Annotated in this window: 23 protein-coding genes and 1 other RNA gene; 7 read left to right on the top strand and 17 right to left on the bottom strand. The window is 40.8% G+C overall.

What is annotated here, in order from left to right; all coding sequences use genetic code 11:
- Entirely contained in the window at positions 1-321 is a 321-nt protein-coding gene (locus PY091_RS04040) for a DUF2752 domain-containing protein (protein ID WP_275648419.1), read from the bottom strand.
- Positions 322-401: 80 nt separating this feature from the next.
- Here PY091_RS04040 and PY091_RS04035 point away from each other — a divergent pair, with 80 nt between their 5' ends.
- Positions 402-941, top strand: a complete 540-nt coding sequence (locus PY091_RS04035; RefSeq protein WP_275648418.1) for a Smr/MutS family protein — start codon at positions 402-404, stop codon at positions 939-941.
- Here PY091_RS04035 and PY091_RS04030 read toward each other — a convergent pair.
- The gene (locus PY091_RS04030; RefSeq protein WP_275648417.1) at positions 938-1,456 is read right to left on the bottom strand and encodes a hypothetical protein; all 519 of its coding nucleotides are present in this window, start codon (positions 1,454-1,456) and stop codon (positions 938-940) included. The genes PY091_RS04035 and PY091_RS04030 overlap by 4 nt on opposite strands.
- Positions 1,457-1,566: 110 nt before the next feature.
- Between PY091_RS04030 and PY091_RS04025 the strand changes: the two genes are divergently transcribed.
- On the top strand, positions 1,567-2,715 hold the full coding sequence (locus PY091_RS04025) for a cysteine desulfurase family protein (protein WP_275648416.1): 1,149 nt from the start codon (positions 1,567-1,569) through the stop codon (positions 2,713-2,715).
- On the opposite strand, the gene PY091_RS04020 is transcribed toward PY091_RS04025, so the two are convergent.
- Both PY091_RS04020 and PY091_RS04015 read right to left on the bottom strand, forming a co-directional pair.
- Positions 2,716-3,363 carry a hypothetical protein gene (locus PY091_RS04020; RefSeq protein ID WP_275648415.1) on the bottom strand — a complete coding sequence of 216 codons (648 nt, stop codon included), beginning with the start codon at positions 3,361-3,363 and terminating at the stop codon, positions 2,716-2,718. It lies immediately after the preceding gene.
- 136 nt (positions 3,364-3,499) lie between these two features.
- On the bottom strand, positions 3,500-5,191 hold the full coding sequence (locus PY091_RS04015) for a M23 family metallopeptidase (RefSeq protein WP_275648414.1): 1,692 nt from the start codon (positions 5,189-5,191) through the stop codon (positions 3,500-3,502).
- Between the two features lie 168 nt (positions 5,192-5,359).
- Between PY091_RS04015 and PY091_RS04010 the strand changes: the two genes are divergently transcribed.
- From PY091_RS04010 to rny, 4 genes are all read left to right on the top strand, one after another.
- Positions 5,360-5,650, top strand: a complete 291-nt coding sequence (locus PY091_RS04010) for a hypothetical protein (protein WP_275648413.1) — start codon at positions 5,360-5,362, stop codon at positions 5,648-5,650.
- A gap of 14 nt (positions 5,651-5,664) precedes the next feature.
- Positions 5,665-5,958 (top strand): cell division protein ZapA, encoded by a 294-nt coding sequence (locus PY091_RS04005; protein WP_014031631.1) that lies wholly within the window; start codon positions 5,665-5,667, stop codon positions 5,956-5,958.
- Between the two features lie 54 nt (positions 5,959-6,012).
- Positions 6,013-6,122: non-coding RNA, 6S RNA (gene ssrS / locus PY091_RS04000), on the top strand.
- 52 nt (positions 6,123-6,174) lie between these two features.
- Positions 6,175-7,746, top strand: a complete 1,572-nt coding sequence (rny, locus tag PY091_RS03995) for a ribonuclease Y (RefSeq protein ID WP_275648412.1) — start codon at positions 6,175-6,177, stop codon at positions 7,744-7,746.
- Between the two features lie 14 nt (positions 7,747-7,760).
- Here rny and PY091_RS03990 read toward each other — a convergent pair whose 3' ends face one another.
- Positions 7,761-9,035 (bottom strand): DUF7477 domain-containing protein, encoded by a 1,275-nt coding sequence (locus tag PY091_RS03990; protein ID WP_275648411.1) that lies wholly within the window; start codon positions 9,033-9,035, stop codon positions 7,761-7,763.
- 220 nt (positions 9,036-9,255) lie between these two features.
- Here PY091_RS03990 and PY091_RS03985 point away from each other — a divergent pair, with 220 nt between their 5' ends.
- Positions 9,256-9,678: a CBS domain-containing protein gene (locus PY091_RS03985; protein WP_275648410.1), complete on the top strand. Its 423-nt coding sequence runs from the start codon at positions 9,256-9,258 to the stop codon at positions 9,676-9,678.
- A 47-nt stretch (positions 9,679-9,725) separates the two neighbouring features.
- Here PY091_RS03985 and PY091_RS03980 read toward each other — a convergent pair whose 3' ends face one another.
- The 12 genes from PY091_RS03980 to PY091_RS03925 form a co-directional block, all read right to left on the bottom strand.
- Complete coding sequence (locus PY091_RS03980; RefSeq protein WP_275648409.1) at positions 9,726-11,777, bottom strand: DUF349 domain-containing protein; 2,052 nt, start codon at positions 11,775-11,777, stop codon at positions 9,726-9,728.
- Between the two features lie 144 nt (positions 11,778-11,921).
- On the bottom strand, positions 11,922-12,653 hold the full coding sequence (locus PY091_RS03975; protein ID WP_275648408.1) for a shikimate dehydrogenase family protein: 732 nt from the start codon (positions 12,651-12,653) through the stop codon (positions 11,922-11,924).
- Positions 12,646-13,665 (bottom strand): DUF368 domain-containing protein, encoded by a 1,020-nt coding sequence (locus PY091_RS03970; protein WP_275648407.1) that lies wholly within the window; start codon positions 13,663-13,665, stop codon positions 12,646-12,648. Before PY091_RS03970 ends, PY091_RS03975 begins: the two co-directional genes overlap by 8 nt.
- 19 nt (positions 13,666-13,684) lie before the next feature.
- On the bottom strand, positions 13,685-14,602 hold the full coding sequence (locus tag PY091_RS03965) for a polyprenyl-phosphate transporter (protein ID WP_275648406.1): 918 nt from the start codon (positions 14,600-14,602) through the stop codon (positions 13,685-13,687).
- A gap of 21 nt (positions 14,603-14,623) precedes the next feature.
- Positions 14,624-16,024, bottom strand: coding sequence for a tetratricopeptide repeat protein (locus PY091_RS03960; protein WP_275648405.1), 1,401 nt, complete (start codon positions 16,022-16,024; stop codon positions 14,624-14,626).
- Between the two features lie 86 nt (positions 16,025-16,110).
- A complete protein-coding gene (locus PY091_RS03955) occupies positions 16,111-17,307 on the bottom strand; it encodes an aspartate aminotransferase family protein (protein ID WP_275648404.1) in 1,197 nt (398 codons plus the stop codon).
- A complete protein-coding gene (locus tag PY091_RS03950; protein ID WP_289623470.1) occupies positions 17,307-19,055 on the bottom strand; it encodes an OstA-like protein in 1,749 nt (582 codons plus the stop codon). The genes PY091_RS03955 and PY091_RS03950 overlap by 1 nt, the downstream gene beginning before the upstream one ends.
- A gap of 48 nt (positions 19,056-19,103) precedes the next feature.
- Entirely contained in the window at positions 19,104-19,544 is a 441-nt protein-coding gene (locus tag PY091_RS03945) for a DinB family protein (protein ID WP_275648402.1), read from the bottom strand.
- Positions 19,545-19,549: 5 nt separating this feature from the next.
- Positions 19,550-20,029, bottom strand: a complete 480-nt coding sequence (locus PY091_RS03940) for a Dps family protein (protein ID WP_275648401.1) — start codon at positions 20,027-20,029, stop codon at positions 19,550-19,552.
- An 82-nt stretch (positions 20,030-20,111) separates the two neighbouring features.
- Positions 20,112-22,226, bottom strand: coding sequence for a glycoside hydrolase family 97 protein (locus PY091_RS03935; RefSeq protein ID WP_275648400.1), 2,115 nt, complete (start codon positions 22,224-22,226; stop codon positions 20,112-20,114).
- Between the two features lie 98 nt (positions 22,227-22,324).
- Positions 22,325-23,593, bottom strand: coding sequence for an adenylosuccinate synthase (locus PY091_RS03930; protein WP_275648399.1), 1,269 nt, complete (start codon positions 23,591-23,593; stop codon positions 22,325-22,327).
- Between the two features lie 12 nt (positions 23,594-23,605).
- Positions 23,606-24,061, bottom strand: a complete 456-nt coding sequence (locus PY091_RS03925) for a Fur family transcriptional regulator (protein WP_275648398.1) — start codon at positions 24,059-24,061, stop codon at positions 23,606-23,608.
- Between the last annotated feature and the right edge of the window lie 5 nt (positions 24,062-24,066).

Here is a 24,066-nt window from a genome sequence, read left to right as displayed (position 1 = left end):
TTAATTAAAAAGGTTGTTCATTTTTAGGATGTAACTAATCATAATGGTCCCAGCTGTGATCAGCATGAGCCCCAATTTTATCTGCGACGAGTATTTTAACTTGAAAAAAGTACTCGTGATCAAAAAAACCAACAGGACCATTATGGGATAAATGGCCGGATACATTTTAAAAGCGGCCATAAATTCACCATGAAACAACAAATCAATGGAACGTTGCATGCCGCAACCTGGACAATCCAGTCCAAAAAGTTGTTTGTTGAGGCAGGGCAACATATAGTCTTTCAAGTCAATGGCCAATATGGTCGGTGTTAAGTGTATCATAGTCTGTGGTAGGCGAAAAATACTATTATTTTTGTATTCAGGTTTAATTTTTACATCATTTTTTACTGCAGAAAATCATTATGGGCAAATTTTCTATTGGAGATAAGGTTGAGGTATTGGACGAAGCAATTTCTGGCGTTGTCCAAAATATTGAAGGTGATAAAGTGACCATGATCACCGATGATGGTTTTCCCATGCATTTTGAAGCTGGCGACCTAGTTCGTGTGGCAGATGATATTTCTGTGACCAATTACGAGGTGGCCCAAATTAAAAAAGAAAAGGAAGGTCCTAAAAAAAGGAAAGCGAGCACGGTGAAGCCAAAGGAAAGAAGTGCTCCAAAAATGGAAGTGGACCTACATATACATCAATTGGTTAAATCCAGTAAGGGAATGAGCAATTTTGATATGCTCAATATTCAATTGGATACGGCAAAAAGGCAATTGGACTTTGCCATCGGCAAGCGTATCCAAAAAGTGGTTTTTATCCACGGAGTGGGTGAGGGAATATTAAAGGAGGAATTGAGGTATCTGTTCAACCGCTACGATAACATCAAGTTCTATGACGCCGACTACCAAAAGTATGGTTTGGGTGCAACCGAGGTGTATATTTATCAGAACTAAGGTACATCGGTGCGAACATCACCGAACTCACTGATGGTTAAATTGGTAATGCGTTCTCCATCGCCGGTGACAAAGGATATTCCACTTAAGCTAATGTTATGGATAAAAGAAGTGGCATCATCCGGGTCGACCATGGTCTCTATGATCACTGCTCCATCCTCGGCTTCCACTTCATCCACAACAGTAGGTGTTGCAGGAGGGATATTGTCACAGAAATAGGCATTGTTTACATTTTCGGAGAAAATCCTATAAGTAACTTGTGACCTGCTTGGTACGGAACTTTCGGTAATTACTGTTTCACCCACAACTCCATTGTCAAGTACGCCGCTCTGCAATTCTAAAATGAGTGCTTCACTATCATTTATTTTGAACAGTATATTGCTTGTGGTGGGGTCAGGTTCACTGCAAAACTGTATGGAGACGCTGTCAAAATCAATTGTCTCTATTTCAAGATCACCATCACTACAGGATAGCAATACGATTGATCCAAGAATTGAAAAGATAAATTTTCTCATGCTCCAAATTTAAAGCAATTCCATTTTAATACCCCAATCCCAAGCGCTACTTTAAAAGAAATTAACTTTATTTCTTGTACTTTTGCACCTGTTAAAAAGTAAATCCGACCATGCAAAAAGTGTATTTGGACAATGCTGCTACAACGCAGGTAAGGGACGAAGTTATTTCGCGGATGCAAGAGGCATTGGCGCAGTATTATGGCAATCCTTCTTCTACCCATAGTTTTGGAAGATCTGCAAAAACAGCAGTGGAGCAAGCAAGAAAAACCATTGCGAAAACCTTGAATGCACAGGCTTCGGAAATTATTTTTACTTCTGGAGGCACCGAAGCCGACAATATGATCTTAAGATGCTCGGTAAGGGATTTGGGGGTTGAGACCATTATTACTTCAAAAATTGAACACCATGCTGTTCTGCACACTGTTGAGGAACTTGAAAAAGAGTATGGCATAAATGTTTGGTATGTGAATTTGGATGAATGGGGCAATCCTGATCTGGATCATTTGGAAACACTATTGAAAAAGGACGATTCTAAAAAATTAGTGAGCTTAATGCACGTGAACAACGAAATCGGTAATATTACTGATATCGCTGCGGTAGGTGAACTTTGCAAAGAAAACAACGCACTTTTTCATTCTGATACAGTACAGTCTATTGGACATTACCCTTGGGATGTGCAAGCGGTCAATATTGATTTTATGACTGCAGCGGCCCATAAATTTCATGGCCCAAAAGGAATAGGCTTTGCATTTATCAGAAAAAATTCCGGTTTAAAACCATTGATTGTCGGGGGAGCCCAAGAAAGAGGCTTTAGAGCTGGCACGGAGCCTTTTCACAACATTGTTGGGTTGGAGGAAGCCTTTATCAAGGCCTATGAGCATCTGGAAGAAGAGACCAAAACAGTGCGGGAATTAAAGGAATACTTTGTGGACAAGGTATTAAAAGAGGTGCCCGGGGCTGTTTGTAATGGACTTTCCGGTGATTTGGATAAAAGTACCTATACTTTAGTGAATGTTCGATTACCATTTGATAAACAGAAAAGCTTGATGCTTTTGTTCCATTTGGATATGAAGGGAATTGCCTGTTCCAAAGGAAGTGCCTGTCAATCAGGGAGCGATCAAGGTTCTCATGTATTATCCGAAATATTGTCCGGTGAGGAGTTGGAGAAACCTAGTTTACGTTTTTCTTTCTCCATGTACAATACAAAGGAGGAGTTGGATTACGCTGTTGAGGTTTTAAGGGAATTTGCCAATAGCTAATTAATTTCTATCCCTTCTTTTTTCTCGGTCGTACGGAAATTTTCTCGATGCCGTTTTCATCATTTTGTCGATAAGCTCGTTGGTGTTCTTACCGGTTTTCTTGGAAATTTCATTTTCATATTTCCAAAGAAGTTTGCCGGTCTCCCCATCACTGATTTTAACCCCGATCCGTCCATAATTGGCGTCTCCGCTGAAATAGTCCAAAATGCTAAAATCTGTTGGGACACCTTCGGATAGTAGAATGTTAAGATTAAGGTTACCGCTTATAATTCCATCTACATCCAATATTTTACATAGATCTTGGGTAGTGTAGGTGTCTATATTGTTGTAATCGATATTGTTCTGGGCCAAAATGGCATTGGTATTGGTGGTGTTTTGGAAATCCACATTGAATTTTTTCCTCTTTTTTCTTTTCGAAAAATACATTTCCAATGCATTCTGTACAGCGTACCCTTCGTTTTTGGACAGTACTTTCAATTCTTCCCTATCAACGGCCTTTTTAAGTTCCAAATGGGCTATAAATGGTACAATGGCCAAAATTTCATGGTCGCTCGTTAACTCATCAAACCTAATGTTTTCATAAATGTTCTTTTGTGCGGATGCCATGGATGTGGCCAAAAGAAAAATAAAGAAGACAAATCTTTTCATTGATCTATTTTTAATTTAACGCCTTTGGTTTTTTGGCTTCAGGTTGTAACAAGTCAGGTTGATTATTGATTGTATTTAAGAGGGAACAAACGTCCAATTAAAAGTGGTTGTTGGTTTTACGGTTGCAAAAATAAGCCTATTTCCTGAAAAACGTGCTGGTAAAGGTTGTTGAGTTGCCTACATTGTCCGTAACAACAACTTTTAGTTCACATTCGGTCTCATTGGTCACATTATCTTCAAAGTTGTATGTAATGGTATTCGTTTTTGGCTCATATTCCATCAATATCCATTTGCCGTTCAATGTGGCGGTGTAGGTGTCAATTCCACTAAGGTCGTCCGTGATTTTTAAGCTTAAAAAGTTGTAATTGCTCAACCATTGTTTCTCCCTAAAATTTTTGGGTTTTATTTCTGGTGCAACGGTATCTTTTACCAATGTGTATGTGCCCAAGGTTCGAGTTCTGGTGGTGAAAGAACCGTCTCTTTTGTAGGTTTTGGAGTAGGAAGGTCTCATTTTACTGTCCAAATGCGCTATAAACAATTGTTTTCTGTCCTCTAAGTGATATTTGGACGGGTCAAAGCTTATGGTAAAATTTCTGTGTGCAGCTACACTGTTATCGTGAATGGTAACCGTGTCGTTCCCTTTTTCCAAATTAATGTAGAAATCCTCATAAAACGTACTTGCCGGGAAATATACCTTTGCAGCTCCAAGGTCAAAATTGTTTGGTTTGTCCGCGATTACAAAATTATCGGTGGACATATCCTCTTTGCTTATTTTTTCCTCCATCGACTTGCCCTCAATGGGAATAATTAATTTGGTGGTATTCCCCGCAAGATCGGAAATAAGCAATTCCACATTATAGGACATGCCTTCCTCGATATCAATTTTCCCATCGTTATAAAGGGTTTTATAAATGCTCAGATGATTGTAGGGTTCTTTAAAGCATTTCTGGATTCGCTGCCTATGGTCATAGAAATGGGCATAATCTATCAGTGTATTGATGTATCGGGTTTCCCCAAAAGAGAACGACTCAAAATCAAATGCTGAATAAACTCTGCCGTTTACGGTTTGCTTTACGGCATATACGCCATTTTTATTGGCTGCCATATCCAACCTATCAAAACTGTTGATGCCCAACCCAATGGTGCCAATGGCAGTTACTTTGTCGGCCAAATATGAGCCGTCCGATTGTCTGGTATAGTTGAGTTGTATTTTTTCCGCACTTTGGTTGATCAGCGATTCATCGGATAACGGATAGCCATAAAGTCCCAATAACGTAGGGTCTGTTGCATCCCTGACATCATAGCCATAGAGCAGGGGGTTGGTGGGTTTTCCGTTTACACTGTTACGAATCTCAAAATGTAGATGAGGCCCTGCAGAACCGCCCGTATTTCCGGAATAAGCTATAATATCTCCTTTGGAAACTTTGAGTTCGCCATAATCCGGGAACATTTCAACTTCGTAGGATTGTTTTTCATACTGTACTTTTTTTACAAATGCCTCTATCTCGGGGCCAAATTTGTTCAAGTGGGCATAAACGGAGGTGTATCCGTTTGGGTGCGCAACATAAAGGGCTTTGCCATAGCCCCAATGGGATACTTTTATACGGGTTATGGTACCATCTCCGATAGCGAAAACCGGGAGTCCCTCCCTTTGTTGGGTTTTAATATCCATTCCCGAGTGAAAATGATTAGAGCGAAGCTCACCAAAGGTGCCGGCCAAAACCAAGGGGATGTCCAATGGGGAACGAAACGCGTCTTGGGGGTATTTTTCTTGTGCAGGAAGTTGTAATGCAATAAAAAAAAGGACTAAAAAAAAGTTGCTGCGCATAAAATCGTCAATAGTTCCCCACGAAAATAACCAATGTTTTGATTTGAAAAAAGGTTTTGATCGTTGTGCCTATAACCTGAATAATAGCTGTAAGAATAAATCTTAAAAGTATTGCGAGGTTGTCCGAGGTTGGTTAACTTTGTGTAATACGTATTGTTGTTTGCATATATGAGCGAACTTGTTGAGATTGTTGATTCTTTGGAGAACAAGGTGAGCAAATTGCTTCACAAAATGGAGCAATTGCACCAATTCAATGCCAAGTTAAAACAGGAATTGGAGCTTCAAAAGGAGGAAAACGACCTTCAACAAAAAGCGCTCAAGGAATGGGAGGAAAAATATGACTCCTTGAAAATGGCGAACACAATGCTGGGTAGTAATACTAGTAAAACAGAAGCTAAGCTCAAAATAAATACTTTGATCCGTGAATTGGATGTTTGCATTGCAAAACTAGCGGATTAACTGGTACCGAAATTATGGACGAGAAGCTCAAAATAAAGCTTTCCATTGCCGATAGGGTATATCCGTTAACGATAGACCCAAAGCAAGAGGAGGGGTTGCGTAAAGCAGCCAAGAACATAGAAAATCTGGCAAAAAAGTTTGAGCAAAACTATGCCGTTCGGGACAAGCAAGATGTATTGGCCATGTGTGCCTTGCAATTTGCTTCCAAAATTGAGCAAGGTGGAATAGACCGTTCAGAAAACGCAGAGGCCGCCATGCAGCGACTCAGGGCCTTGGATGAGCTGGTCCATTCTAAATTGGGGGAATAAGTTCTTTTAAATAAAATATTGTTACTGCCCACATTGGTAATTTATTTTTGACAAACTCAACACTAATATAATTAGAAAGGGTGAGTTTAGGCCGTAAAAGCAGGCCCTACTTGTATAGGGATCCTTGATCAGTCTGTTAGCCCTAAACCTGTATTTTGGAGTTTGTACAAAACTTCTTCCGATGTGGGCTTTTTTTTTAACTAAACACAAGCAAACATGGATAATATCATATTTATCGTTGTCGCAGCTGTTGTAGGGCTGGCAATAGGATTCGCAATTGCCAAGATGATGGAGAAGGGCAAAGCGTCCAAGACCATTGCCAATGCAAAAAAGGAGGCTGCAGACATAATAAAAGAAGCCAAGAAAGAGGGAGAGGGCATTAAAAAGGATAAGATCTTTCAGGCCAAAGAAAAGTTTTTGGAGTTGAAGGCAGAGCACGAAAAGGTCATCAACAATAAGGATAAAAAAATTGGTGAGGCAGAAAAGCGCACAAGAGACAAAGAGTCCCAAGTAAGCAGTGAACTTGCCAAGAATAAAAAACTGAACGACCAATACCAACAAAAGATAAAAGAGGTCGAGTATAAAAGTGAGATACTGGACAAAAAACAGGCTGAGGTTGAAAAACTCCATAAAAGCCAGGTGCAGCAGTTAGAAGTTATTTCTGGACTGTCCGCCGAAGATGCAAAAGCACAATTGTTAGAGTCGTTAAAAGAAACTGCTAAGAGCGATGCCATGGCTTATTTGCAGAACACCTTGGAAGAGGCAAAACTTACCGCTCAGCAGGAAGCCCGAAAAATTGTTGTCAACACTATCCAGCGAATCGGGACAGAAGAAGCCGTGGAAAACTGTGTTTCCGTATTTAACTTGGAATCTGACGATGTCAAAGGACGTATTATTGGTAGGGAAGGTAGGAACATCCGGGCATTGGAATCTGCCACTGGTGTAGAGATTATTGTAGATGATACCCCTGAAGCTATTATCTTGTCCTGTTTTGATTCGGTAAGAAGAGAAGTGGCCCGTTTATCGCTCCATAGATTGGTTACCGACGGAAGAATTCACCCAGCCCGTATCGAGGAAGTCGTGAAGAAGACCGAAAAGCAAATCAATGAAGAAATCGCCGAAATAGGGAAAAGAACCGTCATAGATTTGGGAATCCATGGATTGCACCCAGAATTGATCAAAGCCGTAGGAAGAATGAAGTATCGTTCCTCATACGGGCAAAACTTATTGCAACACTCTAGAGAGGTTGCCAAACTCTGTGGGGTAATGGCTGCTGAACTTGGGCTTAACCCAAAAATCGCAAAACGTGCCGGACTTCTTCACGATATCGGAAAAGTGCCAATGGCAGAGGTTGAAGTAGAAACACCACACGCCATTTTGGGAATGCAATGGGCACAAAAATATGGTGAAAAGGAAGAGGTCTGCAATGCCATTGGAGCTCACCACGACGAAATAGAAATGACCACTTTGATCTCACCAATTGTACAGGTTTGTGATGCCATTAGTGGTGCAAGACCAGGTGCAAGAAGACAGGTGTTGGATTCTTACATCCAGCGTTTGAAGGATTTGGAGGACATTGCTTTTGGTTTTCATGGAGTGCAAAAGGCATACGCTATCCAAGCGGGTAGGGAGCTTCGTGTAATTGTGGAAAGCGAAAAAGTGAACGACGACAAAGCGGCGGAACTTTCTTTTGAAATCTCACAAAAGATACAAACGGATATGACCTATCCCGGACAGGTGAAAGTAACGGTTATCCGTGAAACAAGGTCCGTGAACGTGGCAAAATAACTTTGTCGCTACTTTTAATTAATACCTCTGATCTTATCTAGTATCCAATCGATGGGTAAATCGGTATAGTTTGTTATGGAGGTGTTGTAACTTATAGATGAGCTATTGGACATTACTACAAACCAACGATTGTCGCCATAAGCTATCGTGGTTATTTTATATCCATCATTTGCTTTTCCTCGAATCCAGTCGATAGGCCATTCTGTCGCCGTTTTCCAGGATTGTAGGCCCAGATTTGCATTTTTGCTTACACAGGTCGCCCATAATCCGTTTCCATAGGTCGCAGAGGTAATGGAATATCCCATGTTCCAACTTTCTTCGATCCAGCTTTTTGGGATTTCGTAACTGGTTTTCCATCTTTGGGTGCCAAGTCCTGTATTCTTTGTCATTGCCAAGTACCAACTTCCACCATCATTGGTCATTGAAGTGATATAGTATGAATTATCCCATTTTTCCGAAACCCATTCTTTTGGGAAGGTTTCGGACTTTTTCCAAGATTGTGGCCCTGTTAATTTAGGTCCTTTGCTCATTACAACTAAATACTTGTTCATAAATGAGTCGTATTCCAGGGAGGTGATAAAATAGCCATTGTCCCATTGAGTCTTGATCCAGGTACTTGGAAAACTGTCGGAATGTTTTAGTACTTGTTTTGTATAGGCTGCAGAACCTAAATCACTAAGGGATATGGCCCAAAGACTATCATCGTAAGGCGGGTTGGCGTGGGTAATTCCACTTCCCAATGCTGTTATAGCGGCTTTTTCAGTTACAAATTCTGCTTCGCCGTTTCCGTAAAACGCTAAAAGTGGAAATAGTGCATCCTCTTTATCAAAATAGTCGTCCAAGTATCGTTTTGTGAGAGCTTCTTTTTGTATTGGAATCCAATACAGGGTAGGTTTCATATAATTTGTGATGTCGCCTCCTTTGAACCCATTATCATCCACGGTGTAAGCTTCAAAATTACCGTTCCCCGTCTTTTTAAAGTAAAAATTATCGGCACTGTAGCTAGAACCTGAAGGGCCACGTTTTATAAAGGCGTCGTATCCATTTAGGTATCGGTCGGTTGTGCCGTCCGATTTTGTAAATGTCTTGTACCTGCCAGGGTATAATGCTACTTTGTCAGAACCGTTGTTAAAATACTTTACTGCAACCAACGCTTCTTCGCTGGTGTGCTGAACTATAAAAGCTGTGTATTTTACATTATTGCTGATCCAGCTGGTCTCGTAAAAGGATTGTGAATAAACTTGGATGCAAAACAATAAAATCAGTGCGGGGGTAAAAAGATTTTTCATTGTAAGGATAGTAGAGGTTGGTTTCGGTAAATATTTTAAAAGTTTACAAAAACCACAAGAAAAAGGGGTGTATTGCCAAAAATTATAAGTGAACGAACCATTTTATGGCAAAATAGTGTGTTTAAATCGTCCTGAAAAATGCAGTTGGCCTGACAATTATCATACTTTTCCGTTGAGAATCAGGGTAACTTCATTCATGGAATTGTAAAATACTGGTGAGATGAAAAATGGTGTGCCTGTTTCAAAAATCATGACCAAAAACTTGGTCACATTAAGTCCCACAGATGATTTGGTGGCGGCCGAGAGGTTATTCAAAAAGCATCATATTAGACATATTCCCGTAGTTGAGGGAAATGCCATTAAAGGAATGCTGAGCTATACGGATTTGTTGCGTATTAGTTTTGCGGATGCCATTGATGAACATGAAGAATATGTGGATACCATTGTTTATAATATGTTCACCATACCACAAGTAATGGTACACGATGTAGTTACTGTTACTTCCGGTTCAAGCATAAAAGAAGTAGCAGAAATTTTGTCGAAGAGAGAATTTCATGCCTTACCTGTCGTAGATGACGGAAAACTTAAAGGTATTGTTACTACGACCGACTTGATAAGGTATTTCTTAAAAAGTATTTTTTAATTCTGGATGGTGATATGATTTTTTGATGGGGAGGAATGGGCCGAGGTCTATTCCTCCTCGTAGTTTTCATCCTCTTCGGTTTCTTTGTTGAGTTTGTGTTCGAGGATATTGAGTTTCTTCATTTTTTCTTTCCAGGTTTGAAGTGCCTCTTTTTGCTTGTTCAAATTGTTAACCACCTCTTTTACCAATGGATTGTCCTCCGTGTCCCCAGAGAAGAACTGAAGATTGTTCTCTAACTGACGGATCTCGGCTTTGACTTCATCGATTTTACGTTTTACAAAAACACGCTCGTTGCCTATGGCATAATTGTCCTCGGTTTTGGCCAATTCTTGAACCTTATTGCCATATTTGAGAAGTTCGGACTGTTGTTTGCCGACCCCTAATTTTTTGAACAGGGCATCCACAATCTTGTTGAACTTGGAATTTATGTGCTTTTTGTTGTAGGGTATACGGCCGTATTGCTTCCATTCCGCCAAAAAGGCCTTGATGTCTTCAATATCTTTCTTTTTATCTCCACTCAGCTGGAATTCCTTTAAACGATCCAAACACTCACTCTTCTTTTTAAAGTTTTCGAATTCTTCTTTATGGGCTTCATTTTTTTCTGAATGTAGGCGATCAAAATAGTGGTTGCAAGCATCTTTGAACTCTTTCCAGATTTTATCGGAGTATTTTCTTGGAACATGCCCAATTTTTTTCCAATCTCTTTGTATGCGCTTCATTTGGGGAGTAACCTCCGCCCAATCGTCGCTATCTTTTAAAGATACTGCCAACTCCAGCAGCTCCTTTTTCTTTTCAAGATTAAGCTGTTGTTCTTTCTTCTGATTTTTATAGAAAGCATTCTTGGTTCTGTTGAACTTGCGAACGGTTTCCTTGAATTGGCTCCAGGTTTCCTCGTTCACTTTTTGGGGCACTCTTCCCGCTTTAAAGAAGGATTCGCGCAATGCTTCAACTTCTTTTATTTGTTGTTGAATGCCTCTGTGATTATCCGCAACGCTTTCTGCAATCTTGGCAATGTTGGCGATAATTTCCTGTTTTTTCTCCAAGTTTTTCTCGTAGACCTTTTCCAGTTCTTGGAAATGTTCCTGCCTACGTTGGTGCATGGTTTTTGTAGCGTTGCTGAACTTTTCCCAAATTTCTTCGCGATGCTCTTTGGCAACTGGGCCTATGTCCTCTTTCCAAATTTTGTGCAAGGTCTGTAGCTCACGGAAGGCTTTGTTCAGGTCTGGCTCGTTGGCCAAAGCTTCTGCACGCTCCACAAGTTTTTGTTTTTCTTCCAGATTGTGCTTAAAATCCAAGTCCCGCAGTTCGCGGTTAAGGTGCAGAAAATCATAAAAGATTTCCATGTGGTGATGGTAGGTGCGCCAAACATCGTTATAATTGGCTCTGGGAATAGGTCCTGCATTCTTCCATCTATGCTGAAGATCTTTAAAATTGTTGTAGGTGGTATTAATGTCCTCCTCAATATCGATCAGGCCCTTCAATTCTTCAATTATATCCAGTCTCTTCTGTAGATTGGTCTTTAACGACTGGTCCAGTTGTTTGTAGTACTGGTCACGTTTCTCTCTATATTCGGAATATACTTCGTTAAATTGTCTTTTAGCTACGGAATTATACCTGAAGTCTATCTCATTTCCTCCTTTGGAAACGAATTCCTCTTTTTTCTCATCAAGGAATTCTTGAAATTTTTGGTCGAATTCGTATTTGATGGAACTGACATGCTTGTGAATTGCCTGAACCTTTTCATTCTTTACCAAGCGTTGTAATTCTCCCACAAGATTTTCCATGGACATGGAGTGATAGTCCAACATGGGAATCGTGTGACGTTTTTCGTTGTCCGTATCCTCGGCATCCTCGGCATTGGATTCGTCAATTTCATCTAAATGATCGTTGGATGCATCTGTTTTGGCAGCTTCTTCATCACTTTTGGATTCCGCAACCGTTTCCTCTTTCGGCTCTTCCGAATTTTCAGTTTTGGGTGTGGTGTCCTCCGCTACTTCTGGTTCGACCTGTTTGGTCTCCTCCAAAGGAGCTTTTGTGTTTTCCGTAGTTTCTTCTTTGCCACCTTCAGCTTGCTGAAGTTTACGATCATTTTCCTGCATTCGTTGCTTGTTTACCTATGTGATTGATGAAAGTTATAGCCAATTTAACAACTTAATTGTCTAATAGCAAAAGTATTGATTCTTCTTTTTGCAGAATATGACGCTTGTGAGGATTGATGGAATCCTTATGTCAATGGTTCTTTTTTAACCTTGGTTCCAGATTTCCCAAGCTTTTTCTGCTTGCTGTTCCAACATTTTCAGGCCATTGCAGATGGCAGCTCCATTGGCTTCTCCTATAGAGAGAAAACTGGTTTTTTCTGGATTATAGATCAAATCGTAGAGCAAATGCCCGTTTCCAATGAACTGATAGGGGAGTTCTGGTTTGTTTTCAATATTGGGATATGTTCCCAATGGAGTGCAGTTAACGATCAAGGTGTTTTGCTCCATCAATGTTTTGTCCAGCTCCTCGTAGGTGAGCTGACCTTCTTTTTTAGTTCTGGAAACATAAGTGTTGGCAATACCTAGTTCGTCCAGTACAAAGCGTACTGCCTTGGATGCGCCACCGGTACCCAAGATCAAAGCATGGGTATGATGCGCTTGTAGAAAAGGTTCTAAAGACTTCTTGAACCCGTAAGCATCGGTGTTGAATCCTTTTAATCCTTTTTCTGAAAACTGTATGGTATTTACGGCCCCAATTTTAGCGGCTTTGGAGTCCAGTTCGTCCAAATAGGGGATTACATCTTGTTTGTAAGGAATAGTTACGTTCAGTCCTTTTAGGTTCTTTTGGACTAGAACATTTTTGAATTCGGATATATGTTGAATGTCAAAATTCTCGTAGCTGTGGTCAGTTAATCCAAGGTCTTTAAATTTTTGTGTAAAGTATCCTTGTGAGAAAGAGTATGAGATATTTCTACCGAGAAGTCCGTACCTATACATTTTTTTGTCTGTTGTTGCCATACCAATCCAAAATCAATAATACCAAAATCCCCATCAAAATAAAAAGTATGGCCCACCAGGTTTCTGCATCTGCCATGTCGGGGAAATATCTTCTATAGTTGAGGATGATTTTATTGCCGTTGGAATCCAATAAAGTGCCACCGTTTGGGTTCAATTTAAAAATAGTCCTTTTCCAAGGCCACAGAACCCCTAAAGACCCGGTGATAAATCCCAATAGTACGGCAGTTGTTGTTGCTTTAAAATGTTTTAATAAGTAGCTCAATAAATGTGAAAACGTAACCAGCCCAGTCATCGACCCCAAGGTAAAGACCCCCAAGATTTTTAAAATTTGGATTCGCTCCGGATTGTTCACAAAACTGAAGTCACCGGAAAACAACTCGGAAAAGGTGTCGTAAAGTGCGTTTACGGAGTCTACAAGAAGCAACACATAGTTGCCCAAAAGGATTAAAATAAATGAACCGGATAGGCCGGGGAGCGTCATACCGGAGACACTGATTATTCCACAGAAAAATATGAAGAAGAGATTGTCGTTTTCGCGTGCGGGACTTAAAAAACTAATGGATACGCCGATTATCAAACCAATTAAACCTGCAGGAATGGTGCGTTTGTTCCAAGGGGTGAAATCCTTCCCGATATGGTAAATGGAACCGATGACCATTCCAAAGAAAGTGGCCCAGACAAACAGCTCGTTGTGTTCCAAAAAATAATCCAGTATTCGCGAAACACTGAAATAACTCACCAACATCCCAAAGATCAATAGACCTAAAAAGCGAGCATTGGTATACTGGAAAAAACTTTTGAACCTTCCATTGAACAAAAGCTTGAGTGCTTTAGAATTGAGTTTTTGTAGTGAATAGATGAATTCTTCATAAAAACCGGCTACAAATGCAACTATACCACCTGAAACACCTGGCACTTTGTTGGCAGCGCCCATGCACAGGCCTTTGATGACCAAGAAGAAATTATCCAGAAATGTTCTAGGTTGATGCATTTGCCCACTTAGGTTTTCCTTATTTTTTGGAAGCTAGTCTTTCCAGGATAAAAATAAGTGAAAAACCTAGGATGGCTAATACAATGGCCAGCATTAATTTACTATCGCCTTCAAAAGCGCCAGGAAGTACGTTCATATCATCCACAACAATGGTCTTGTCCCCAAAAGTTTTGGTCTCCAACACCGTTTTCCATGGCCATATTTTGTTCAGTGAACCTAATATAAAACCGGTCAACAGCGCCAAAGTGATGTTTTTGTAGTGATTGAACATCCATTTAAGAAGTCGGGCGAAACTCAATAGTCCAAAAACAGCGCCGACCCCAACAGTCAAAATAATCTTGATGTCCCTTTCGTGAACAGCATCCAAAATGGTTTTATAAGAACCCAATAACACTAGAATAAATGCTCCTGATATGCCGGGCAAAATCATGGCGCAAATGGCCAATGCCCCCGATAAAAACAAAAATGGTAAGCTATCCACATTGTCGTTTGCCGGGAGTTCGGTGATAAAGAATGCCAATGCGGCTCCCAAAAGAAGCACCACAACTGTGCCCACAGTCCATTTTTTAATCTCCTTGCCTACAAAGAATATAGAGGCAACTACCAGGCCAAAGAAAAAGGACCACAATAAAATGGGCTCGTTTTCCAATAGCCAACTTAGGAATTTGGCCAGGGAGAGCACACTGATAAAAATTCCTAGGAAGAGGGCCAATAAAAAATTGCCATTCACCTTGTTCCAGACGGCTTTGATGCCATCTTTTTTTAAAATACCAATCAAGGAAAGGTCAATATTGTTTATGGAGGTGATGAGTTCTTCGTAAATGCCCGAAATAAAGGCGATGGTTCCTCCTGATACTCCCGGGACAACATCGGCGGCACCCATGGCCATACCTTTGAGGGTAACGAAAACGTAGTCCAGTATACGACGTGCTTGCATGAATTTTGGATAAACTGTAGGCTATTTGGCTGTCTTCCTTATTTTGGAAACCAGCGCTTTCACCCAATCAACTTCAATGAATTCTGGGAATTCTTTTTCAAATTGCTGCAATTTACCAATATCAATTCTCATGGCCTTGGATAAAATGCTTTTTGCTTCATCCAAATCTTTATTTTTTAAATGGATGCCCGCAAGTTTGTAGGTGAGGTCGGAATTGTCCGGATAGAATTCAAGGCCTTGTATTAAGACTTGGATGGCTGAATTCAGGTCCCCGATTTTATAAAGGACCTCAGCCCAATTTTTCCAAGTTCCCAATTCATAGTTGCCCAAGTCTACACTTTGTTTATAGGCGAAATCAGCTTCATCAAAATTGTTTAGGGCAGAATAGATTTTAGCTGCTTTTTTCCAATATTTTGGGTTTTCACCATCAATATTTATGGCCTTGTTGATATAATACAGGGCTTTTTCAAAGTTTTTCTGTCCGTAATGAAAATCCGTTATGGCCAACCAGCCCTTGTCCAATAAAGGGTCTTCGTGAACGGTGTGGTAATAGTAGTATTTGGCCAATTCGAAATTCCCAAGTTTTTCATGGCATTTTCCAAGTCTCAAAAATGCATAAGATGTAGGGTCTTCGATGGAGATGGTAGATTCATAGTTCTCTATGGCCTCATTGTATCTGCCCAATTTTTCCAAAACCTTACCTTTTTCAAAATAGGCTCCGATAAAGGAATCATCCGAAATAACGGCAAAATCAAAAGCGGTCAAAGCTTCAAGGTACAGGCTTTTGGCTAGATACATTTTTCCCAATTGATGCCAAGCGACTTCAGAATAAGGGTTTCTTTCCAGATAATCGTTCAAATAATGGATGCTGCCATCAAAATCTTCTAAAAACTCGAAGCAGTAAATTACATTGTACAGCGATGAATAATCACGGTCGTCCATTTCCACACATCGCATAAAGCTCAATTTCGCTTGCTCATAGTTATCCATGAACAGGTACTCCATGCCCAGCAGTGAATGTATATCGAAAGAATGGTCGGTAACGTCCAACGCTTCCAGTAAAAGGTTTACGGCCTCTTGGTGTTTATCTTGTTTGGAACGGATATTGGCACGCTGAATATAAATTTCCTCGTTCGCCGCATTAATGTTCTGAATTTCGTCCAACAGTGTTTCAGCTGCTTCGAACTTGTCCTCGAATGCCAAAACTTCTACCTGTAAAAGTTTTAATTCCATTGAATTTGGATGTTGCTCCAAACCAATTTGAATGGCTTTTTTCCCCAAGGATATTTTGCCGTTGTTAAGGTAGTGGTGAATGATTTCCTCAAAGTCCTCCGCATCAAAGAAATAGACGTCATCCGTCTTGAGCATGGACTCAAATTTGCTAATGGATTTGTCTGGATATTCGTTAGATTCTAACGCCATAGGAACGTTTTTGGTTGAACTATGGACTTAAAATTAACCCTTTGAGCTACTCTTAAAGTCCATTTTTGGGGTATGTTATCAACAAATTAGTTAACAGTACGGGTTTGGTAGTCGTTTAAAATGCTGAGGATTTGGTCGCAACCTTCCTCGATTTCTTTCATGGAAATGGTTAATGGAGGTGAGATTCTCACAGCTCTATCCTCGAATAAAAGCCAAAAAAGTATGAGGCCTTTTTTAGCTGCTTCAACAACCAAGTAATCGGCTACTTCCTTGCTTTTCATAATCGGGGCCAACATTAGGCCTTTGCCTCGAATTTCTGTGATCAAGGGGTGATTGAGTAGTTTTCGGAATAGTTTTTCTTTCTCAAGTGTTTGCGGAATAAGGTCCGTTTCGGTGATTTCTTTTAGGGTGGCCAAGCTGGCCGCTGCAATTACCGGATTTCCACCAAAGGTGGTAATATGTCCAAATTTTGGTTTCTCCTTTAAATCGGCCATTACCTCATGTGATGCCACAAAAGCACCAACAGGCAGACCAGAGGCCATTCCTTTTCCAATGACCAATATATCTGGTGGACAATTAAAGTGCTCAAAAGCGAACAATTTGCCTGTGCGTCCAAAACCTGGCTGTATTTCGTCCAAGATGAGCATGGCACCCACTTCGTTGCAACGCTTCCGTACTTTTTCCAAATAACCGTTTTCAGGTACAATAAAACCAGCACCACCTTGTATGGTTTCCAATACAACCGCAGCAGTTTTATCGGTAATGTTTTCGATTTCTTCCTCAGCATTGAACTGTATGGACCTAATATCCGGAATTAGCGGTCTGAATGCACTTTTACGCTCTTCCAATCCCATAAGGCTCAAACTCCCCATGGTGTTCCCATGATACGCATTTTTAGCAGCGATGACTTGTGAGCGGCCTGTATGCCTTCGAGCCAATTTAATGGCGCCTTCCATGGCTTCTGTACCCGAATTCACCAAATATGTGGTGTTTAAATTGTTGGGTAGGAGAGATGCCAATAATTTGGAAAACGCTACCGCGGGTTGTTGTACGTATTCACCATAGACCATAACGTGCATGTATTGATCTACTTGTTTTTTTACGGCCTCTACCACTTTTGGGTGACAATGTCCCAAGCTACATGCCGAAACGCCTGCCACAAAATCCAAATGGGCGTTGCCATCTTGGTCGTAGATGTAACTTCCTTTGGCATGCGAAACTTCCAAGGCCAATGGATGCGGAGAAGTTTGGGCTTGGTATGTGTAAAAATCTTTTTTGGACATTATGGGGTTTGTTCTTTCTTTTTAAGAACGGGCTTTTTAGGTTTTACCGCTTTGGTATTGGGTGCATTTATGGGGTCGTTCTGGTTGTTCTGCCGTTCGTTTTCCTCTGCATCAATATCAATGGGGTTGTCTATGCCCCGAATTTTAACCAGTTCAATGTTGTTGTCGTCTTCGTCGAATATTTCTTCTTTGGACATGATTCGTTCATCGCCACGCCAGATAAAACCTTTAAATTTTTTGGATTGTTGCTCCCATTCATCTTCCGGGAAAATGTCCCCATCCGGATCTACGTAAAAGGTGATGTCTTCAATATCGTTATTGGCCATCTCGAGTCTAATCTTGCTCGATTTACTTTTATTTACCCCTATTAATTCTTGGTCATCATTGTAGATATAGTAAATCAATTCTGTATTCTTATCCAGATCGATGATTTTGAGCTCATTTTCGATGAATTTTCCATTCAGGTTTATTCCCTTGGCTTGATTGTACTCAGTACCACTTATCGTATCCAATGAAATTATGAAAGCATTCTCGATTACTTTTAGGGAATCCAGCTTATCTGTTTCCAAATCGGAAATTAAATGAATGCTGTCTCCCGTGATCTGATTGTCTACATTCCATAAAACAGGATTGGTAATCAATTGGGTAATACCCGTTTTTTCCTCGAAATGAATGGAATCACATTTGCCACTCAAGTCTGTTTTATAGAATTTGGCATTCCTGAATGCGCGTAAAACACGTTCTTCTTCTTTTCCAGTGACCATCAAGGTGTCGCCGTGCATATAAAGGGAATCTTTCTGTACCAGACTGATGGAAACTGCTCTTTTGGTGGCAAAAACGGAATCTTTGGCCTTGTGCACTTCGGCATAATGTGCCCTGATCACCCCATTATTGATGGTGTCTGTAATTTGGATGTTGTTCGTTGCAGAGGCAAATTCCGTAGCCTTGTCAAAATAGAGGCTGTCCCCTTCGATTATTTTATTGTCGTAATCAATACGGGTGTTTTTGATCCCGTAACCTTGCTCGATTGTGGTGTCGTAAAAACCTCTCTCGCAATAGATTTTGTATTCCTCGCCAGTTATGGTGGAAGGACCGTACATATAGGCGTTTTTGGATGTGGTGTAATAGTCCAGTTGCTCCGAATCAATAATATAATCAGGATTGTCAATGTGTACCTTGCGTTGAAACTGGTACTTTTTGGGGGTCATAAAATAGGTTCCCACAATGCTAGTGAGCACATTCGCGGAATCTATAACCTTTCCACCTGAATTGTAGTAGGCCTGTTGTTTTTCCCTATCAAAATAAAGGGTGTCGGTTGTCAAGGTCATTTGGCCATTGGTAAGGTCCACTTTTTCCCAAGCTTTGGCCAATTTTGAATTGCCATCGTAGTCCATTTTTCCACTGTTCATCTCTATGGAATCCCCTTGTTGTAAACGAATGTTCCCAATCGCCTTTAGGCGGTTTTCTTCAGCATAAAAAATAGCAATATCGCACCACAGGTCAGCTCCTTGGTGCTCAAACTGTACCTGTCGCTCATCATCCTTGCTAAAAATGGAAGCACCGGGAAACTGTGCCTCATCTTTGGTGAAGTTGGCCCCGTAAACGATGTTGATTTGTCGGCCACCCTCGGGCTGCTGCTCTTGGGCAAATGCGCCAAAAGTGAAAAGGGCCAGAATGAAAAATGAAATGCTTTTCAAATTCACGAAATTTTGCCCAAAAGTAGGATTTTTAACGGAAGTGGCATACATCGTTTAGAAAGCTTTGGGATTTCTAATTCAAGTGATTGCCCTTTGCTTTTACTTTCCCCTTTTTAAGGTAAGAGTTATTTGTCCGCAGTGATAGGTGTTGTGGTATAGTACGTGTCCCAACAACTTGGTCCTGGATATGGGGCCAAAAAATGGAGTTTCGATGGTTTCCGTCCATTCTTTTTCGGATAAGCTTTCAACGAGATCATCCAGTAATTTGTATCCATCTTCCACTAGTTTTTGACTTTCCTCCAAGTTGTACACTTCACCGGTATCCTTTTCGCCCATGGTGGTGTTTTTAACTTCGGTGGGAATACCAAAAAATTGCGTGAGTAGATGCATAATCTCCCCAATATGACGATATATGAATCCAACGGAAGCGGTATCATCGTTTAATTTTAGCGAGCTATTTTCCTGAGTGATCTCGTTGAAAGTGAAATCACATGTTTTTCTGTTCTGTGCGATTAAATCCTTAAGAATGTTTTTGGTCATATAATTTATTGGTTCAAATATGCGGAATACATCCAAATGAGTTTTTCCTGCTCACGAATGTAATCGCTCATTAAGGCATTGGTACCTTCATCATTGGAGTCTCCGGACATTTCCAGCAGTTCTCGTTCCAATGGCAATAGTACCTCGTATCCATTTAAAATTTCTTGAATGGCCTTGTTGCCACTCGATACATTTTTTGCAGCTTTGATTTTTGATAATCCTGTATAGTCGCCGTACGTGTGTAGGGGAGTAAAGCCCAAGGTTAATATACGCTCTGCAATTTCATCAATTTTCACTAACGAATCGTTGTAGAGCTCTTCGAACTTAAGGTGCAGTTCAAAAAACTTTTCACCCTTAATGTTCCAGTGAAAACCACGTGCGTTCATGTAGAATAATTGATAATTGGCCAACAATTCGTTTAGTTTATCGGCTAAGTCGCTAGAGGCCTGTTTGTCCAGTCCTATTTTATTGAGTTTATCTGTCATAACGGTATATTTTGCTTTTCTTCAAAAGTAGTTTATGCAACCTGTTTTTACAGTGATATAGGTCACATAACCCCGGTTTGAATTATCCGTTTTTCTTTAATAAACTAATGGCAAATCCTCCTCCTTCTGCCATTTGTATGGTCAAAGATGAATCTTTGTCAACATCGATTCGCTCAATATTGATGGCTGTTGGGTTGTTTTTAAAATTAGCATCTTCTGCATCTTTATAAATAATGGTTTCATATGCAACGCCATCCTCCAGAAAATCAAAATCAATGGTGACTTCCCGTGCATTTTCGTTGGTAATTCCACCAACAAACCAATTGCCTGTTTCCCGTTCCTTTCTGGCAATGGTAACAAAATCGCCGACCTCTCCGTTTAAGACCTTGGATTCGTCCCAGTCCACGCCAACGTCCCTGATAAATTGAAGCGCGGGCTGACCTTCATAATTTTCGGGTAAATCGCAAGCCATTTGTACAGGTCCGTAGATAACAACATATAAAGCCAGTTGCTGTGCAAGTGTGGTGCTGACGCGGTTATTTTCCTTGCTCGGGATTTCAATATCAAAAACACCAGGTGTAAAATCGATAGGTCCTGCCAACATTCTGGTGAAAGCTACAATGGGCAAGTGCTCGGCAGGGTTTCCACCATCGGCCGACCAGGCATTGAATTCCTGACCGCGAAGCCCTTCTCGTGCAATGGCATTTGGATACGTTCTTCGGATTCCGGTAGCTTTAATGGGTTCGTGGGCGTTTATGGCCACATTGTATTTGGCACCGGTCTCCACTACTTTTCTGTAATGATTGACCATCCATTGTCCATGGTGGTATTCACCTTCTGGAATTATTTTGCCCACATAACCTGTTTTAACGGAGTGGATACCCAATTGGTTCATCAATTGATAGGCAGTATCCAATTGTTGCTCGTAGGTTCTCGGTGCGGCCGAGGTTTCGTGGTGCATAATTATCTCTACACCTTTCTCTTTGGCGTAGCGATTCAATTCTTCCAAATCGTAATCGGGGTAGGGGGTCACAAAATCGAAAACACCCTCACGGTCTTCAAAACCTATCCAGTGTTCCCAACCGGTGTTCCAGCCTTCAACCAAAACTCCGGTAATGTTATTTTGAGCGGCAAAGTCAATGTAGCGCTTGGTGTTTTCTGTGGTGGCTCCATGCTTGCCTGTAGGTTTTAGGTCGTTGGTAAAGGTGTTCATGTCTTGGGAGCCTGCATAGTCCCATGTAGATTTACCTACGTGCATTTCCCACCAAATACCCACATATTTTTTAGGCTTAAACCAGCTGATATCACCCAATTTGTTGGGCTCGTTAAGGTTTACGATCAACTTGGATTCAATAAGGTCCCCAGCTTTTTCGGCAATTTGTATGCTACGCCATGGAGTTTTAAAGGGTAGTTCCCTTTTTACTTTGTATCCCGACCTATCGGAACCTACTAATTCGCTTGTAAGAAGTAATGACTCATTGTTCACTTTTAATGTCATCCCAGCATAATCGGTAAGATTGGCCTCGTGGAAACTAAGATGCAGACCATCCTTGCCACGCATGGTCACCGGAGTATTCACCGCATTTTCGGGAATGTAGGTCTGCGCCAAATCTTCATTATTTCTTTTGGATATGGCATCTATTTCTGAAACTTTAGTGGTGTTGTACAGATGCTCATAAATGTCCCAGTCTCCAGGAATCCACCAAGACATATAATCCTCGGTTAATTGGAACTCCGTGTTTTCATCCATAATAATGATGCTATCCATCCCTTGTTGAGGCAGGAACTCGTAGCGGAAACCGATGCCATCATCATAGGCCCTAAAATAGATATTGAATTTACGGTTGGGTGCTTGGGTCTCTTCAAGCTCTATAATCATTTCGTTGTAGTGATTCACCACTTCCTTTTGTTCTCCCCAGGGCATTTCCCAAGTTTCATTTACCGAAGTTGTGGTTGAATTGATGATATTCAATCCACCTTTTAAGGATTCTTGGTTTTTGAAGTCAAAACTCATGGAAGAGGAATCGATAACGGTTTTGTTGTTATGATTCACAAAATAGTACGGTGAACCATCCTCCGAAAGTTGGAAATCAATGGAATTGATTCCGTTTGGGGATGCTACCGTTAGTTTTGTTGATTCTTTTGTACAGGAAATTAAGCTAGCTATTAGAAATAGCAGGGTCAGTGTTTTGTTCATTGTATTGATTTTTAGTCAATTAACTATGCAGTAAAATATTGTCCAAGATTAGACAATCGGACCTTTAAATTACTGAAAAATGAACAGAAAACCGAGACTTATCTGTGAATAGTTTGAAGCCTGTCCGGGCCTACGGATACTATTTTTATAGGTACGTTCAACTGCTCTTCCAAGAAGGAGATATAATCGTTCAAGGTTTTTGGCAATTGTTCTGCATTCGTAAGCTTTGTGAGGTCCTCGGACCACCCTTTCATCTCTGTGTAGACTGGGGTAACATACTCTTCTTCAATGCTGTAAGGTAAGTGTTGAATCTCCTCTCCTTTGTAAGTATAGGCCGTACAGACTTTAATAGTATCAAAACCACTAAGAACGTCGGCTTTCATCATCATAAGTTCGGTAACACCATTGATTTGAACCGCATATTTTAGGGCGACCAAATCTAACCAACCACAACGTCGTGGTCTTCCTGTCGTGGCACCAAATTCGTTGCCCACTTTTGCCATGGTGGCTCCATCCTCATCAAAAAGTTCGGTAGGGAATGGACCGCTACCCACTCTAGTGGTGTATGCTTTAAAAATTCCCAAAACACTTTTAATTTTATTGGGAGCTACGCCCAATCCGGTACATGCACCGGCCGCAGTGGTATTGGAAGATGTTACAAAGGGGTAAGTTCCGAAATCTATATCCAACAAGGAGCCTTGGGCGCCTTCTGCCAAAATTTTCTTTCCTTCTGCCTGCGCCTTGAAAATATATTCCTCACTGTCAATAAAGGTCAATTTTTTTAAGGTCTCGACACCTTCGCAGAACTCGGCCTCCAACTCATCCAGGTTATACTGAATGTCCACATCGTAAAAGTCGATCATGGCCTCATGCTTATCCGCCAACGCACGGTATTTTGTTTTCCAATCATCAAACTCCAAATCCCCAACACGCATACCATTTCGTCCGGTTTTATCCATGTAAGTTGGGCCAATACCCTTTAGGGTTGATCCAATTTTTGCTTTACCTTTTGAAGCCTCGGAAGCGGCATCCAACAAACGGTGGGTTGGTAGAATCAAGTGTGCTTTTCTTGAGATAAAAAGTTTGGATTCTATGTCGATATTGAACTTTTCAAGATTATCCAGTTCTTTTTTGAAGATCACGGGATCGATTACCACGCCGTTACCTACCACATTCATGGCGTTTTCATGGAAAATTCCCGATGGGATGGTGTGCAGAACGTGTTTAATACCATCAAATTCCAAGGTGTGCCCTGCATTCGGACCTCCTTGAAATCTAGCTATAATATCGTATTCCTTGGTCAGTACATCAACAATTTTTCCTTTTCCTTCGTCTCCCCATTGGAGTCCAAGCAATAAATCTACCATGTAATGTTCGGGTTATTCGGTTAGGTTTTCTTCTTTGTTTCGAGTTCCGTAGAAATATAATGAGTGATTGTTGATCTTGATATCAAAAACCTCTTCAATTGTTTTTTTGATGGATTGAATGCGCGGGTCGCAAAATTCCACTACTTCGCCAGTATCGGTAAGAATAACATGATCGTGCTGACGATTAAAATATGATTTCTCATATTTTGCCTGGTTCTCCCCAAATTGATGTTTGCGGACCAATTTGCTCTCCAATAACAGCTCGATGGTATTGTAGAGCGTAGCTCGACTTACCCTATAGTTTTTGGTTTTCATTTTAATGTAAAGGGACTCTACATCAAAATGATCGTCGCTTTCGTAAATTTCTTGTAAAATGGCGTAGCGTTCAGGGGTTTTGCGGTGTCCTTTCTCTTCTAGGAAAGCAGTGAACACATTTTTTACAATTTCCTGATTTTTATTGTTTCCCATGGCGT

It is taken from the genome of Flagellimonas okinawensis (assembly GCF_029194005.1).
GTDB classification, from domain to species: domain Bacteria; phylum Bacteroidota; class Bacteroidia; order Flavobacteriales; family Flavobacteriaceae; genus Flagellimonas; species Flagellimonas okinawensis.
Note: the sequence above shows the minus strand (reverse complement) of the source record. Positions and strands in the feature narration are given on the sequence as shown.